Here is a 12,415-nt window from a genome sequence, read left to right as displayed (position 1 = left end):
TCAATCGGTCCGCTTGACGACCGCAACGTTGATCTGCCGCCACAGTTCGAAGCCGAGTTTTTCATAAAGTGTGATGGCCGCTGTGTTGTTTGCAAACGCGTGCAGGATCGGCGTGTCCCCCCGTTGGCAGATTTGATCTGCTACAAAGAGCGACAGCTCGGAAGCCAAACCGCGCCCGCGGAAGTCCGGGTGCGTACAGACACCACTGACTTCTGTAAAACCATCGAAATCGAGCCGGGTTCCAGCCATAGCAGCCAATCTGCCATCGACCCGGATGCCCCAGAAGGGCCCGAGTTCAGGTGTGCGCTTGGTAAAGGGGCCTGGTTTGGTGAGATCTGCCAGAGCTACCATTTCGGCAACATCGGAGGTGCCGAGAGGTGTGATCTCGAGCTCTGATGATGGCGAAATCGGGTGGTTTTGGGTCATCAAGACACCAAAAGTGGTCATTTCCGCTTCGAGCGCGCCCGGAAGCGCAATCTCGGCCGCTTGCATCAGATACACCCGGTCATCACCCGGTGCGATCAGATCCGCCAACGCAGACAGCGCTTCTGGAGAATTGTCTTTGCTGGCAGCAAAGGGGGAAATCTCCGGATCGAAACGCCGGGCCAATCCATTCCCGATAGACAGATGGGATTGACGGGAGGATAGGGCGGACCAGACGGTTTTTTGAAAGAGCGGGGTCATGTGTTTTGATCTCCGTTCGTCTGTATGGCATCCCAATCAGGGAGGGTGTCAGCGTTGGTTCGTGCCTTTAGCGGCCTGACTGAGAGCGCGCTCTCCAGTTGGGTTAACTGATCAAGCAAGGGTCCTGAAAGGTCTTGGCACGCATCCGAAACTGCCTGTGCGGTTGCCGGCCAGAGACTTGTTTTCAGTTCCTGTACCAGCTGATTTCCCCGGTCGGTCAAGGCGATTTTCCGGACGCGCTGGTCGTGAGTGCCGGCCGCAGCGTGGACGAGACCGTCCTTTTTCATTTGATTGATCATGCGGGTGATACCTGGCTGGCTTTGCCCCAAGGCCTTGGCCAATTCGCCGATGCTCATGGGACCGTTTGTGTCCAGCGCCGCCAGAACAGGGTTCTGCGGTACTGGCAATTGGACTTGAGAAACGCCCAGTGCCAGCTCCGCCGTCTGGGCCTGCAGCAATTCGCCGAGGCGCTTGAGCCGAGATCCCAAGGTGGCGTAGCCAAGCGTTCTGACGATGTCTTTTGGCATATCGAATCCAATAATATAACAAGTTATATAACAATATATATTTTAACTAGAAAAGGCAAATTTGAGCCCGAAGGTTTTCATTTGGGAGGCGTGAGGAATGAAAAATCGTTATCAAAACAGTAAGTTACTCAGCTCCCTTGTCTTGGAGGCAAGCCGAAGTTCGTCTGCTTGAACGGATTATCATCATGTCGAAACAACAACCTTGACGAAGTGAGAAAATTATATAACCATTAAGTTATGGAACAATTTGGTTATATACCTGCGACGCCTAACCTGGATGCGGTGTTTGCCGCGCTCGCTGATCCGACGCGCCGGGCGATCCTGACAAAGTTGGCGCAAGGCGAAGCGTCTGTCACAGAGCTCGCTGAGCCTTTCGAAATCAGCCAGCCGGCGGTTTCAAAACACTTGAAAGTTTTGGAGCGGGCCGGGCTGATTGAACGGGGAATGGACAAGCAAAAGCGACCGGCGCAGCTCAAGGCCGAGCCGATGAAAGCTGCCGTTGCCTGGTTAGAAGAGTTCAAGCGGTTTTGGACAGGAAGTTTCGATCAACTGGATGATTTGTTGGAAGATTTGAAGGCCGCTCAAGGCCAAAAGGGAGAAGTGAATGACTGAATTGCCTGAATATGTCCTGACCCGGAAATTTAATGCACCTCGCGATCTTGTTTGGAAGACATGGACCGATCCGGACTTGCTAGCCCGCTGGTACGGGCCGGGTGTTGAAACAGTCATTCACCAGCTTGACGTGAAACCCGGTGGTCTGTGGCTTAACGAAATGCGCATGGGCGGTGGATCGCATTATCAGCGGGTCGAATATCTGGAGGTCAGTGAACCGGATAGGCTCGTGTGGCTGCATTGTGTTTCAGACGCGGATTGGAATATCGCGGCGAACCCAATGATGCCGGATTGGCCACGCACCTTGATGACGACGGTAACCTTCAGTGACGATGGCGAAAACACCGAACTTCGGCTCACCTGGGTACCCCATGAGGCGACCGACGCCGAAATCGCCTGCTTCGCCAAGGCCATTTCAAGTCTAGATCAAGGCTGGGGCAAAGGCATGGAAATGCTCACAGAATTGCTTGCGAAACTGCAAAAGGAACCGGCTTAAAACGAAAGGGACTTATGTCTCGAACCTGCCCCCACCCAGTGCTGGAACCGCGAACCTACGGGTTCCAGCATTGAAAACAGCTCACTGGTCATCTCACGGGTAGGGAGCTCTTTTTCCCGAACCAACCTCTTGCTATTTATTGTGTAGCAAACTAGATGCTACCAATAACATAGCATGAGGTTTGAGTGATGTTCACGGTCATTCCGGCACTGGCCGCCGTTTCCGCATCTTTCGGCTGGGCATCTGGCATCGTTCTGGCGCAACGGCCGGCGCGGGAACTGGGCGCCTTTGAGTTTACCCGCATTCAGCTCATCGCCTGTGCGGCGTTGATGTCAGGGCTCGCCAGTGCGCTGGGGCTTTGGCCGGGCCTTCATTCGATTGACGTGCCTGCTTACACCGTCAGTGTGATTGCAGGCGTTTTGCTCGGAAACCTCGCCATGATCGCCTGTTTGCGCCATGGTGGTCCCAGGCTGACCGAACTGCTGCTGTGCCTGAAGGCCCCTTTGGTGGCGATGATGGCTTATCTCTGGCTCGGCGAAACCTTGTCTCTGTCTGATATGGTTGGCGGGGCTGTCGTCATCGGCGGTATTATCATGGCAATCCAAGCGACCACGCCTGAAGAAAGCCAACAACACCGGTCCGCAAAGACCTTGTGGAAGGTCGTTCTCCTTGGAACGGCCGCCGCAGCGTGTCAGGGCGGCGGGTTTCTTGCGGTCAAACCAATGCTGGAGCAAGGCGCCGAACCAATTGCTGTTGCCGCCATCCGGCTGACCGGTGCTGCGGTTTTGATTTCGCTGATCGGTTTGTGGCCGGCAGGGATCATGCGTTCGCAAGCGGAAGGCAGCCCCTATCTTCTTTTCCGGACGGTTTTGCCCGGTATCATCGGGTACGGCGTATCGTCGTCTCTGCTGCTCTATGCCTTTGCTTACATGGAAGCCGGCCTTGCTGCTGTCCTTGGGTCTTTGTCGCCGATATTTGTATTGCCGATCCTGTGGCGAACAACAAAACAGCGCCCGACACCAAAAGCGGTCTCGGGCGCTGTTTTGGCGGTGGTCGGCACCGCCATCATTGTTTTGACTTGAAGGCCGGCGGGACGCTTAGTCGAATTCCGGACCACGGACCCGGTAAGGCGTGATTTCCTTCCAGGCTTTCATCAAGGTGTCCAGTTCATCGTCGCCATGTGGCGGCAGCATAATCTGTAGCTTGACCAGAAGGTCGCCATGCCCACCGTTTTTGGTCGGCAGGCCTTTGCCCTTCAGCCGCATGGTTTTACCGCTGGAAGAGTTCGCTGGGATTGTCAGATTGACGGCGCCGGAAAGTGTTGGCGTGCGGATCTTGGCACCCAGAATAGCTTCATAAAGGGCTACCGGCAGGTCAAGGTGTAGATCGGATCCTTTCACCTCGAACAGTTTGTGCGTCCGGAACCGGACTTCAATCATGGCATCGCCTGCCGCACCGCCCTGTTCGCCCGGATGTCCCTGGCCCTTCAGCCGGATCTTTTCGCCTTCCACAACGCCTTTTGGAAGCGTGACATTCACTGTCTTGCCGCTGGGTAGTGTAACTTGGGCTTTTCCCGAATTGATGATGTCTTCAAGAGAGACAGCCGCGATCAGGTCGGCGTTTTTCCCTTTGACAGCAGACGGCCTGCGCGCATGGGCTCCGCCAGCACCAGCAAATCCGCTAGCGCCCTGTCCTGGGCCTCCGCGTTTGCCCCGGCCACCGAAACCACCCAGAATATCGTTCAGGATATCGTCAAAACCGCCTGCTCCAGCTCCGGCTCCTGCACCGCCGGATGACCGGAAGCCACGGCTTCCTCCAGCTGCGCCAAAGTCCTCGAAACCGGAAAAGCCTTCAAAGCCCCGCGACTGGAACTTCGGTTTGCCTTCCGCATCGATTTCACCCCGATCGAACTGGCTGCGCTTGTCTTTGTCGCCAATGATTTCATAGGCTTGATTGACTTCAGCAAAGCGTTGCTGTGCGCCGGGATCATCCTTGTTCTGATCCGGGTGGTACTTTTTGGCCAGCTTTCGAAAGGCCTTTTTGATGTCGCCCTCGTTGGCGGATTTCGCCACTCCGAGGACGCTATAGGGATCACGCATTCATCTTACCAGTGTTCACTAGTTATGCCGGTCTGGACCGCTTCCTGCGCGGGTCCCAAAGCCTTATAGGGCTTGGCCTGCACACCTCTGTCCAGCCTTCGTTATCCTGAATATCGTTACGGATAGGAAAAAATTCCAGTAGGCTGGAGCCGGACCAAGGTTCTTTTACAGTGAATTTCGGGTGGATCAAGCGTCGGCAACGGCCAAGGCGGTCACTGCGAAGTTCTGTGTGATGTCGCGGCACGCTGTGCCGGAATAAAGTTTGATCCCGGCAATAGTGTTGGCGGTGGTCTTAAACGTCAGGCATCCGGTCTGCGGGAAGGCCGAGGAGCTGACTTCAGAAACCGTTCCAGAATTGCCGCTGACTGCATTGAGCCACGGCAGGCTCAGCCCATCGAGATTGGAACCGCGTTCAAGGTCCGCGTTCAGTGCGTCGAGGTTGGCGGCAATGGCCAGCCGGTCTTCCGGGCTAAGGTCTGAGTAAGCAACATCTGCGGCAGACGGGATGGACCCGGTCAGAACCGTTGGTGTTTTGAGGTCATCGGTGCCGACCTGCATGCCCATCTGGCCGCAGCCGGCAAGTGCTCCCCCCAACAGAACAGCGCAAACCATCACAGAACGGTTTTTCAAGGGGTAGATCTTGTTATGTCTGGCAGTATATGAACGCATATGGCGCATCACCAGATAGCCTTTCTTGGTGCGGCATTTTCTTGCCGATCCTCCGGCCATCGAATCCTTCGATAGGGTAGCAATGACAGACCTTAAGAATCCGCACGAAGAGTTAACAAAGGGTAACTTTGTTGACGCAGAGAAACCGTTTGACCTGTTTGATGAATGGCTTGAAGACGCAAAGGGTTCAGAGATGAACGATCCGAATGCGCTGGCGCTGTCGACGGTCGACCCGGACGGCCTGCCAAACGTCCGCATGGTTCTTTTAAAGGGTTTCGATGAAACAGGTTTTGTCTTTTACACAAACCTGGAAAGTGCCAAGGGGCATGAACTGCTGTCGGCACAAAAAGCCGCCATGTGTTTTCATTGGAAAAGTCTGAGACGGCAGGTTCGCATCCGCGGGGAGATTGTTCAGGTCTCTGATCAAGAGGCCGATGAATACTACCAGTCCCGGCCACGTGGCAGCCGCATTGGCGCCTGGGCGTCCAAGCAGTCCCGGCCGCTGGAGAGCCGGTTTGCGCTGGAAAAGGAAGTGGCCAAATTCACTGCCAAGTTTGGCGTTAGTGATATTCCACGCCCGGATCACTGGTCAGGCCTGCGCTTGGTCCCCAGCGAAATCGAGTTCTGGGCCGACCGGCCGTTCCGCCTGCATGACCGGGTCCAATTTACGCGCAGCGCGCCATCTGAACCTTGGAGCAAGCAACGGCTCTACCCGTAAAGGGCTGATCAGATCAGTGGCTGTTCAGGTGGAAACGCTTGAACAGCCAAAAGCTGAGCGATTTTAAGATTGTGGAGCATCTTGGCTGCGTTCGCCAGAACGCTGGATGCTCTAGCGTTCAAAGAAGCCGCATCCAGCGGAAGGCGAAGAACGTTACCGCGACAGAGGTAAGCATGAGACCAATGGAGAACAGGAACCCCTGTTCCCAGTGCAGTTCCGGCATATTGACGAAATTCATGCCGTAGACAGAGGCAATCAGGGTCGGCGGCAGGAAGATCAGCCCAAGAACGGTGAAGATCTTGGAAATCTGGTTCTGTTCCAGGGAGACCAGGCCAACTGTGGCATCGAGCAAAAACGTGAGTTTGTTGTCCAGCGCATCACCGTGCTCTTTGATCGAGTGAATATCGCGGCCAAACATCTTGCAGTCCTCGATCTGCTTCTCGCTTAGGTTCAGGCGCTTGGCGTGGGTGGCCATGTAAAGGAGCAAGCGGGACAAGCTGGCACATACGTCATGCATTTTTGCGACCCTCAAGCCAATTCTGCCAAGCTGCTTGATCGCGATCTTATAGCTGGATGTCTTTCGGGTGTTGAGCCCGTCCCCGAAGACTTTCATTGCCAAGCCATCATAGCTTGCTGACGCGGTTTCCATTTCATCGGCGCAGCGGTCGACGATGATGTCGAGGAATGCAAACATTATCGCTGGACCCAAATGAGCGATGCTCGTGTCGGATTGAACTTTGCGCGCCAGGAAAGTCAGGGAGCCCGGTTCGCCATAACGGACCGTGATGAGCCGTTTAGCGTTCAGCACAAAGGTTACTGAAGTTTCCACCGGATCCAAGGTTTGGACTGCCCCAGGCATTTGGGCGGTCATGACAACGGCGCCAGGTTCCAAGTAAAGCCGTTCTGACGTTTCAATGGATGTGATGTCTTCCTGTGTTGGAATAACCGCGCCCATCAACTTTTCTGCTTCGGCACGTTCTTCTGGTGTCGGGCTTAGAAGGTCGATCCAGATCGATGTGGCCGGCAGGGGCGCGCCATCGGTCAGTTCGATGCGCTCAAGTCCGTCGACAGAAGGGCAATAGGCAATAATCATTTGGGCAGGCTCCAACCTCGGATTGCAGAAGCAATCATCAGGTGGCAGCTTGCCCAAATTCAAAACGGTCTTGCAACTGCTTTAACAGATATGCCGAACACATAGCTTTAGCTGCCGCCCTAATAAACTCGGGCGAGCTTTATCATAGCTATGCTGCAGCTGTTTAAGCAGCAAACCTTAGACGACCGGGGTCGAAATATGTCTTGAGAAGGGTGTGGCCGATCAACAGCCAGCCAGATTATTTTCCGGCTGTCTTTTTTGCGAACGGACGCAAGCACAATGCAGCTGCATTCAATGCAGCGATGCCAACAGGCTTATAGAGACTTTCAAGTTTTGCTCCAGCCGGTGCAGAAGGTGCAGGGCGGGCAGTTTGTTCAGACATTTTTCCGGTCCGTCTTGTTTTACTGTTTCTAGGTCTTGCGCGTTCCTAATATTCCAAGTTCTCAACGCGCGCTCTTCATGTGGTCTCCAAATAAGGCGCTGGAGTGGCAAATAAGGTCCGTCCGGCATTCTTTATTCAGATAAGTCTAGAATGCCCCTGCGTTTTCTGCTCGGCTACTCAAAAACAATGTCAAGTTGTTACTGTTTCAGCTCAAATGTGAACGAACCCGGTAAGGCTTTGTTAACGAAGGCCGCGTTTTTGGGTCTCTGAGAGTCTGCCAGCCTATTTATGAAGTCCACCGATTTCCAGAAGCCCGTGGCAAAGCCGCTGATGTCGCTATGCCGACTCGTAGTCTGATGCTAGACAGGAGGCGAGGAAATCAAACTCTAAAGTCAGATGAAGCGGTATCCAGATCACAAGTCGAGAGCGGCACCGGCAAGCCGGTCCTTTGGTGCGGTCGCGTTTGCGCTTGCCTTGATCACAGTCCTGGGCATGCGGTTCGGCTTGGTAACGCCGGATATCTTCGTTTTGTCGTTGGCGGCGGCGGCCGTCCTTGCGTTGCTGGCCATCATCTGTGCTCTGACAGCTTTTTTGCGAATTTGGAGCCTCGGTGGAAGCGGTATTGGCTCTTCTATTCTCGGAGGATTTCTGGGTTTGCTGGCCCTTACAGCACCGGTAGCCGTTCTGGGGATGTTGATTGTAAAGCCGGAGTTGACAGATGTTTCAACAGATCCGGATGATCCTCCGTTTTTAATTGAGTTTGCTCCAAAAACTGAGCAAGCAGTCCTTGTTTGGGCGATGGCTATTGTTCAGGAAACTGGATGGGTGTCGATCAAGATGCCGGTCGAACAAACCAGGTCCCTGGCGGAAATGCAGTTTGGACTTTATCCGGATATCGTTCCGCGGCGGTACCGGATCTCTCCGGGAGAACTCCATGCGGCCTCAAAAAAGGCAGTTGAAACCCTGCGATGGCGGATAATTGATGAACTTCCGCCGGATCTGTTGGATGCGCCGACGGCTTTGTGGGCCGAAGAAACCACCCAATTACTTGGTTTGAAACACGACGTTGCATTGCGGGTTCGGCCGGACCCTGTCGGAGCACTTCTAGATGTTCGTGCCCGCTCACAATCCCCTTTGCGGGAACTTTCCAGCAATGCAGATGTTATTCGTAGCGTGTTATCTGAAGTCGACAAGGTTCTGCTTGAGACTTACGGCAATTTGGAGCGTCTGGCGGTCGAAGAAGCGGATTTGGAAGATGAAATTCCTCTGGAAACCTATGAGCCGGAGCGGAAAACAGTGCCGCTTCCTGGTTTCAAGCCGTTCTTCGAAACTGAAGAAGGTCTGTCTGCAGATGCCTTCGAGCTCGATGACCTCGAAGGCTGATAGCAGTCATTCAATCCAATAGCCGAAAACTTGCATCAAGGGCCAAGCCGGGATCGGCTGCCGTACGGCCGCGCTCTGTGAGGTCCTCCAAATGGGCAAAAACCGAGAGACCGGCCGCGCCATGAAGCTTGGGGTCCACATCTGCGTAGAGTTTTGCGACAATCTCTGGAATGCTGCGGGATTTGTCTCCAAGTTCGCTCAAGATTGAACGCTCCCGGTTGAGCCGGTGCTGTTTCAGCTGTTCTACATAAGCCGGTGCATCCCGAACGATGCCGCCATGCCCTGGCAGGTATGTTGTTTCGAACCGGGCAAGCATTTTGTCTATCGACGCCATATAATCGCGCATCGACCCGTCGGGTGCGGCGACGATAGACGTTGACCAAGCCATCACATGGTCGCCACTGATCAAAATGTCTTCCCCCTCCAGGGCAAAACACAGATGGTTCGCCGTGTGACCAGGCGTTGCGATTGCATGAAAGGTGATACCAGCCACTTCGAACGTTTCACCGTCTACCGTTTCTTGATCGGGCGTATAGTCTTTGTCGCCGCTGGCATCCAGTGGATTGACTTCACCTTCCATAAGAGCGCGGGCGGCACGGTGCGGTGCGCAACCGATGATGGGAGCCCCTGTCCTTTCCTGAAGAAGCCGGGCAGCGGGGGAATGATCCACATGAGTGTGTGTGATCAAAATGGCTTCGACGCGCGCGCCTTCAATGACCGAGAGGATCGTGTCCACATGTGCGGGATCTGCCGGTCCGGGGTCGACCACCACGAGGTTCTTTTGGCCCAGGATATAAGTGTTGGTCCCGTGAAATGTGAACGGGCCTGGGTTGTTTGCCGTCAAACGGCAAAGGCCAGGCAAAATTTCAACGCGTTCCCCATAGCGGGGATCAAAAGTCCGGTCATGTTTCATGATATGCGGTTCAATCCTGGCAAAAGCTCTATCCGATTTATGTGTCACCAGCACCTGGTGCAAGGCGTCATGTGATTGACGTTTGAATCAGATAACGGCCAAATAATTCGCCAATCGAGCCCAAAACATGGGATCTTGTCAAACAAGATGAACCGGAAACCGAAAGCAACGTTGCAATGACCGAACAAACCGCAACTGAATATGAGTGCCGGTTTGAAAGCGTGATCGCATTGCCGCGGCCAAAAGCGTTTAAGCTGGTTGTTGATCATCCGGAACTTTGGTGGACATCACCGTTTAAAAAGACGCGCGGTGAACGCCTTGACGTCAGCATCGATCCATTTATCGGTGGTGCCTGTTATCAGCTTGATGGCAACGGCCAGCAACAGGTGTGGGGCACGGTCCTGTCGATTGAGGAACCGCTTTATCTCAGGATCGCCTGGCAGGTGTCGCAAGCGGGTGAACAGATTGCTGATCCTGCAGCGGCGAGCCGGGTGATGATCAATTTCCGGGAGGCAGGCGAGGTTACGCGCCTGGAAGTCGTTCACAGCAAGTTTCTGCGCCACGGGGAAAGTGGCGGTGATTATATGCGGGAAATGATGCAACCGGACGGCTGGCCACGTATTTTGAAGAATATGTCTGACGCTGCAAAAGCAATGCGTTAGCTTCAGAGTATCCTTTGGTCGCACGGTTCGAAACGCCACCAGCTGTCGTTTTGCTGACATGAATTCTATGCTAGGCGATGTGTCCGCTGTTGTAGGTCCATGTCTTCATACTTCTGCTTGTAAGGTGAGGCGTCGAAATACTCAGCGGCTGTTTTGCCCCTGTCCGTCCAAACTCCAGAAGCAATATGACCGTGTCCCAGCCCCCCTTCGAAGGAAGCGCAAATTTGCAAAGCACTGAGACTCCCAAGCGCCGGCTCAGGGATGCGCGCTGGACGCTTTTGGCTGGCGGGGTGGTCCTCTTGGGGCTTATTACGGTTTACGGAATACCGCCTTGGGTGGGGCTTCTCGGATTTGCCGCCATGATAATTGCCACGATCATGGTGCCACGCAATGCCGCCAGCCGTCGGGTCAAGGTCAAGGCGCAGCGGGAAATGCGGCGCATGTGGCCAGGCACAGGCATGAAGGTAACCGTGGATGCCTTGCCGTCGCCCTGTTTTGTTGCGGATGCCCGCGGTATTACCCGCTATGTCAATTCCGAGGCGATGACGGTCTACCCCGGCGCGAAGCCAGGTGACCCGTTGTCATTTTCCCTGCGGGCGCCGTCACTCCTAGAAGCTTTTGACCGGGTGTGCTCATCGGGGGAGGCTGAGCGGATCAGTTGGATCGAAAAAGTCCCGACAGAAACCTGGCTGGAAGCGCATATCGCACCAATGTATATGCCCGGCACTGCAGAGACGGCCCGGCCACAGGAATTGCCAGACTTTGTGCTCGTGGTGGTTCAGGATCTAACGGAAAACAGGCGCCTCGAGCGGATGCGGACAGATTTTGTTGCCAATGCAAGCCACGAATTGCGCACGCCTCTTGCTTCCTTAACGGGGTTTGTTGAAACTCTGCAAGGTCCGGCCCGCGATGACGCTGAAGCACGAGACCGATTTTTGGCCATCATGTTGGATCAAGCCAGCCGGATGCGCCGTTTGATCGACGATATCCTATCTTTGTCACGAATTGAGTTAAGGGCGCACGTCCGGCCGCAAACGATGGTCGACTTCTGCGAGATCGTCCGGCACACCAATGATGCGCTAAGCCCCTTGGCCCAGGACATGAACGTAGAAATCCGGCTAGATTTGCCGGAGACACCGGTGATGATTGCAGGCGAACGGGATGAGCTCATCCAAGTGACGGAGAACCTTGTCGAGAACGCGCTCAAATACGGCAGCACAGGCAAAGTCGTTGATGTCACTTTGAAACCAGGTGAAGCCTGTGAGGACGGTGCGGAGTGGCTATTGGCGGTCCGTGACTACGGCGAAGGAATTGCGCCAGAGCATTTGCCGCGGCTAACGGAACGGTTTTATCGGGTCGATGTGGATTCGAGCCGGGCGATGAAAGGCACCGGATTGGGGCTTGCCATCGTCAAACACATTTTGACGCGCCACAGGGCCCGTCTCGATGTGGACAGCGAGCCCGGCAAGGGCGCAACTTTCAAAGTGACAATTTCCGAATAGACTGGACTACGCCCAAATATCTTATGTTGGGCTTGTCTATTCCGGACGCGGAATCACGAGGTCCGGGTCATATTCAAAGATCTGAACTTGAACCTCTTTTGACATGTTTGGCGCAAAGGAACTGACAAGATCCGTGGACTCCCAGCGCATGACCCGGGCTGTTTCAGGATCAATGTAGACCGTGTGGCGTGCGCCGAACCACATATCGTTCATTTTCGGGTTCGGATCCGTTTTGGTGACATAAGACACCACATCATAATCAGAACCATCCAGGTCCACAGTGCCCGGGCATTTTACATCCGTTAGGTTCGCTTTTTCCTGGTTATGCTGCGCCTTTCGAACGTCGTTGTGGTCTGCCGGCAGGCTGTTCGGCGATTTGGACCAAGGACCATCCAGGGAAGGTCCGGTCCAACTGTCAGCATCGATCACAAGAGTAAACAGCCCACCGCCCTCAACACCTGAGACGCTGTGGAAAGGCGTTTGCCATCGGGTCAAGTATCTGCGGACAAAATTGCCCTCTGCGTCGCTCACAGTGTTTGTCAGCCGGTGCGGCGGGCGGACAAACGGATCCAATGGACCGCCCTCGAACATTCCGGCGATTGTCTCATGGCAGATTTCAGCAGAAGCCGTTTGGGGTGATGCAATAATGAGAAGAGCCAAAAGCAATTTTTTCAT

At 54.6% G+C, this 12,415-nt stretch carries 14 protein-coding genes; 7 read left to right on the top strand and 7 right to left on the bottom strand.

Annotation, left to right across the window (positions count from 1 at the left end; all coding sequences use genetic code 11):
* On the bottom strand, positions 1-684 hold the full coding sequence (locus FJ695_RS25590; protein WP_141188084.1) for a GNAT family N-acetyltransferase: 684 nt from the start codon (positions 682-684) through the stop codon (positions 1-3).
* The gene (locus tag FJ695_RS25585; protein ID WP_141188083.1) at positions 681-1,211 is read right to left on the bottom strand and encodes a MarR family winged helix-turn-helix transcriptional regulator; all 531 of its coding nucleotides are present in this window, start codon (positions 1,209-1,211) and stop codon (positions 681-683) included. Before FJ695_RS25585 ends, FJ695_RS25590 begins: the two co-directional genes overlap by 4 nt.
* A gap of 237 nt (positions 1,212-1,448) precedes the next feature.
* Here FJ695_RS25585 and FJ695_RS25580 point away from each other — a divergent pair, with 237 nt between their 5' ends.
* From FJ695_RS25580 to FJ695_RS25570, 3 genes are all read left to right on the top strand, one after another.
* Positions 1,449-1,823 carry a helix-turn-helix transcriptional regulator gene (locus FJ695_RS25580; RefSeq protein ID WP_141188082.1) on the top strand — a complete coding sequence of 125 codons (375 nt, stop codon included), beginning with the start codon at positions 1,449-1,451 and terminating at the stop codon, positions 1,821-1,823.
* Positions 1,816-2,319: an SRPBCC domain-containing protein gene (locus FJ695_RS25575; RefSeq protein WP_141188081.1), complete on the top strand. Its 504-nt coding sequence runs from the start codon at positions 1,816-1,818 to the stop codon at positions 2,317-2,319. Before FJ695_RS25580 ends, FJ695_RS25575 begins: the two co-directional genes overlap by 8 nt.
* A gap of 188 nt (positions 2,320-2,507) precedes the next feature.
* On the top strand, positions 2,508-3,401 hold the full coding sequence (locus FJ695_RS25570) for a DMT family transporter (RefSeq protein ID WP_141188080.1): 894 nt from the start codon (positions 2,508-2,510) through the stop codon (positions 3,399-3,401).
* Between the two features lie 15 nt (positions 3,402-3,416).
* Here the strand turns inward: FJ695_RS25570 and FJ695_RS25565 are convergent, their stop codons facing one another.
* Entirely contained in the window at positions 3,417-4,418 is a 1,002-nt protein-coding gene (locus FJ695_RS25565; RefSeq protein WP_141188079.1) for a DnaJ C-terminal domain-containing protein, read from the bottom strand.
* 186 nt (positions 4,419-4,604) lie between these two features.
* Positions 4,605-5,087: an RT0821/Lpp0805 family surface protein gene (locus FJ695_RS25560; protein ID WP_209010813.1), complete on the bottom strand. Its 483-nt coding sequence runs from the start codon at positions 5,085-5,087 to the stop codon at positions 4,605-4,607.
* Positions 5,088-5,169: 82 nt separating this feature from the next.
* Between FJ695_RS25560 and pdxH the strand changes: the two genes are divergently transcribed.
* Positions 5,170-5,805: a pyridoxamine 5'-phosphate oxidase gene (gene pdxH / locus FJ695_RS25555; RefSeq protein ID WP_141188078.1), complete on the top strand. Its 636-nt coding sequence runs from the start codon at positions 5,170-5,172 to the stop codon at positions 5,803-5,805.
* Between the two features lie 118 nt (positions 5,806-5,923).
* On the opposite strand, the gene FJ695_RS25550 is transcribed toward pdxH, so the two are convergent.
* Complete coding sequence (locus tag FJ695_RS25550; RefSeq protein ID WP_141188077.1) at positions 5,924-6,898, bottom strand: CorA family divalent cation transporter; 975 nt, start codon at positions 6,896-6,898, stop codon at positions 5,924-5,926.
* 778 nt (positions 6,899-7,676) lie between these two features.
* Here FJ695_RS25550 and FJ695_RS25545 point away from each other — a divergent pair.
* Positions 7,677-8,663 (top strand): DUF1499 domain-containing protein, encoded by a 987-nt coding sequence (locus FJ695_RS25545; protein ID WP_141188076.1) that lies wholly within the window; start codon positions 7,677-7,679, stop codon positions 8,661-8,663.
* A 10-nt stretch (positions 8,664-8,673) separates the two neighbouring features.
* Here the strand turns inward: FJ695_RS25545 and FJ695_RS25540 are convergent, their stop codons facing one another.
* Positions 8,674-9,576: an MBL fold metallo-hydrolase gene (locus FJ695_RS25540; RefSeq protein ID WP_141188075.1), complete on the bottom strand. Its 903-nt coding sequence runs from the start codon at positions 9,574-9,576 to the stop codon at positions 8,674-8,676.
* 176 nt (positions 9,577-9,752) lie between these two features.
* Here FJ695_RS25540 and FJ695_RS25535 point away from each other — a divergent pair, with 176 nt between their 5' ends.
* The gene (locus FJ695_RS25535; RefSeq protein WP_141188074.1) at positions 9,753-10,238 is read left to right on the top strand and encodes an SRPBCC family protein; all 486 of its coding nucleotides are present in this window, start codon (positions 9,753-9,755) and stop codon (positions 10,236-10,238) included.
* Between the two features lie 185 nt (positions 10,239-10,423).
* On the top strand, positions 10,424-11,740 hold the full coding sequence (locus tag FJ695_RS25530) for an ATP-binding protein (RefSeq protein WP_141188073.1): 1,317 nt from the start codon (positions 10,424-10,426) through the stop codon (positions 11,738-11,740).
* A gap of 36 nt (positions 11,741-11,776) precedes the next feature.
* Here the strand turns inward: FJ695_RS25530 and FJ695_RS25525 are convergent, their stop codons facing one another.
* Positions 11,777-12,415: a hypothetical protein gene (locus tag FJ695_RS25525; RefSeq protein WP_141188072.1), complete on the bottom strand. Its 639-nt coding sequence runs from the start codon at positions 12,413-12,415 to the stop codon at positions 11,777-11,779.

It is taken from the genome of Labrenzia sp. PHM005 (assembly GCF_006517275.1).
GTDB lineage: Bacteria > Pseudomonadota > Alphaproteobacteria > Rhizobiales > Stappiaceae > Roseibium.
The sequence above is the reverse complement of the archived record's forward strand: the minus strand, read 5'-3'. Positions and strand labels throughout refer to the sequence as shown.

What these genes read in the sequence shown, in the direction of transcription:
- FJ695_RS25590 (WP_141188084.1), bottom strand. Translation starts at nt 684, where the DNA reads ATGACCCCGCTCTTTCAAAAAACCGTCTGGTCCGCCCTATCCTCCCGT.
- FJ695_RS25585 (WP_141188083.1), bottom strand. Translation starts at nt 1,211, where the DNA reads ATGCCAAAAGACATCGTCAGAACGCTTGGCTACGCCACCTTGGGATCT.
- FJ695_RS25580 (WP_141188082.1), top strand. Translation starts at nt 1,449, where the DNA reads ATGGAACAATTTGGTTATATACCTGCGACGCCTAACCTGGATGCGGTG.
- FJ695_RS25575 (WP_141188081.1), top strand. Translation starts at nt 1,816, where the DNA reads ATGACTGAATTGCCTGAATATGTCCTGACCCGGAAATTTAATGCACCT.
- FJ695_RS25570 (WP_141188080.1), top strand. Translation starts at nt 2,508, where the DNA reads ATGTTCACGGTCATTCCGGCACTGGCCGCCGTTTCCGCATCTTTCGGC.
- FJ695_RS25565 (WP_141188079.1), bottom strand. Translation starts at nt 4,418, where the DNA reads ATGCGTGATCCCTATAGCGTCCTCGGAGTGGCGAAATCCGCCAACGAG.
- FJ695_RS25560 (WP_209010813.1), bottom strand. Translation starts at nt 5,087, where the DNA reads ATGCGTTCATATACTGCCAGACATAACAAGATCTACCCCTTGAAAAAC.
- pdxH (WP_141188078.1), top strand. Translation starts at nt 5,170, where the DNA reads ATGACAGACCTTAAGAATCCGCACGAAGAGTTAACAAAGGGTAACTTT.
- FJ695_RS25550 (WP_141188077.1), bottom strand. Translation starts at nt 6,898, where the DNA reads ATGATTATTGCCTATTGCCCTTCTGTCGACGGACTTGAGCGCATCGAA.
- FJ695_RS25545 (WP_141188076.1), top strand. Translation starts at nt 7,677, where the DNA reads ATGAAGCGGTATCCAGATCACAAGTCGAGAGCGGCACCGGCAAGCCGG.
- FJ695_RS25540 (WP_141188075.1), bottom strand. Translation starts at nt 9,576, where the DNA reads ATGAAACATGACCGGACTTTTGATCCCCGCTATGGGGAACGCGTTGAA.
- FJ695_RS25535 (WP_141188074.1), top strand. Translation starts at nt 9,753, where the DNA reads ATGACCGAACAAACCGCAACTGAATATGAGTGCCGGTTTGAAAGCGTG.
- FJ695_RS25530 (WP_141188073.1), top strand. Translation starts at nt 10,424, where the DNA reads ATGACCGTGTCCCAGCCCCCCTTCGAAGGAAGCGCAAATTTGCAAAGC.
- FJ695_RS25525 (WP_141188072.1), bottom strand. Translation starts at nt 12,415, where the DNA reads ATGAAAAAATTGCTTTTGGCTCTTCTCATTATTGCATCACCCCAAACG.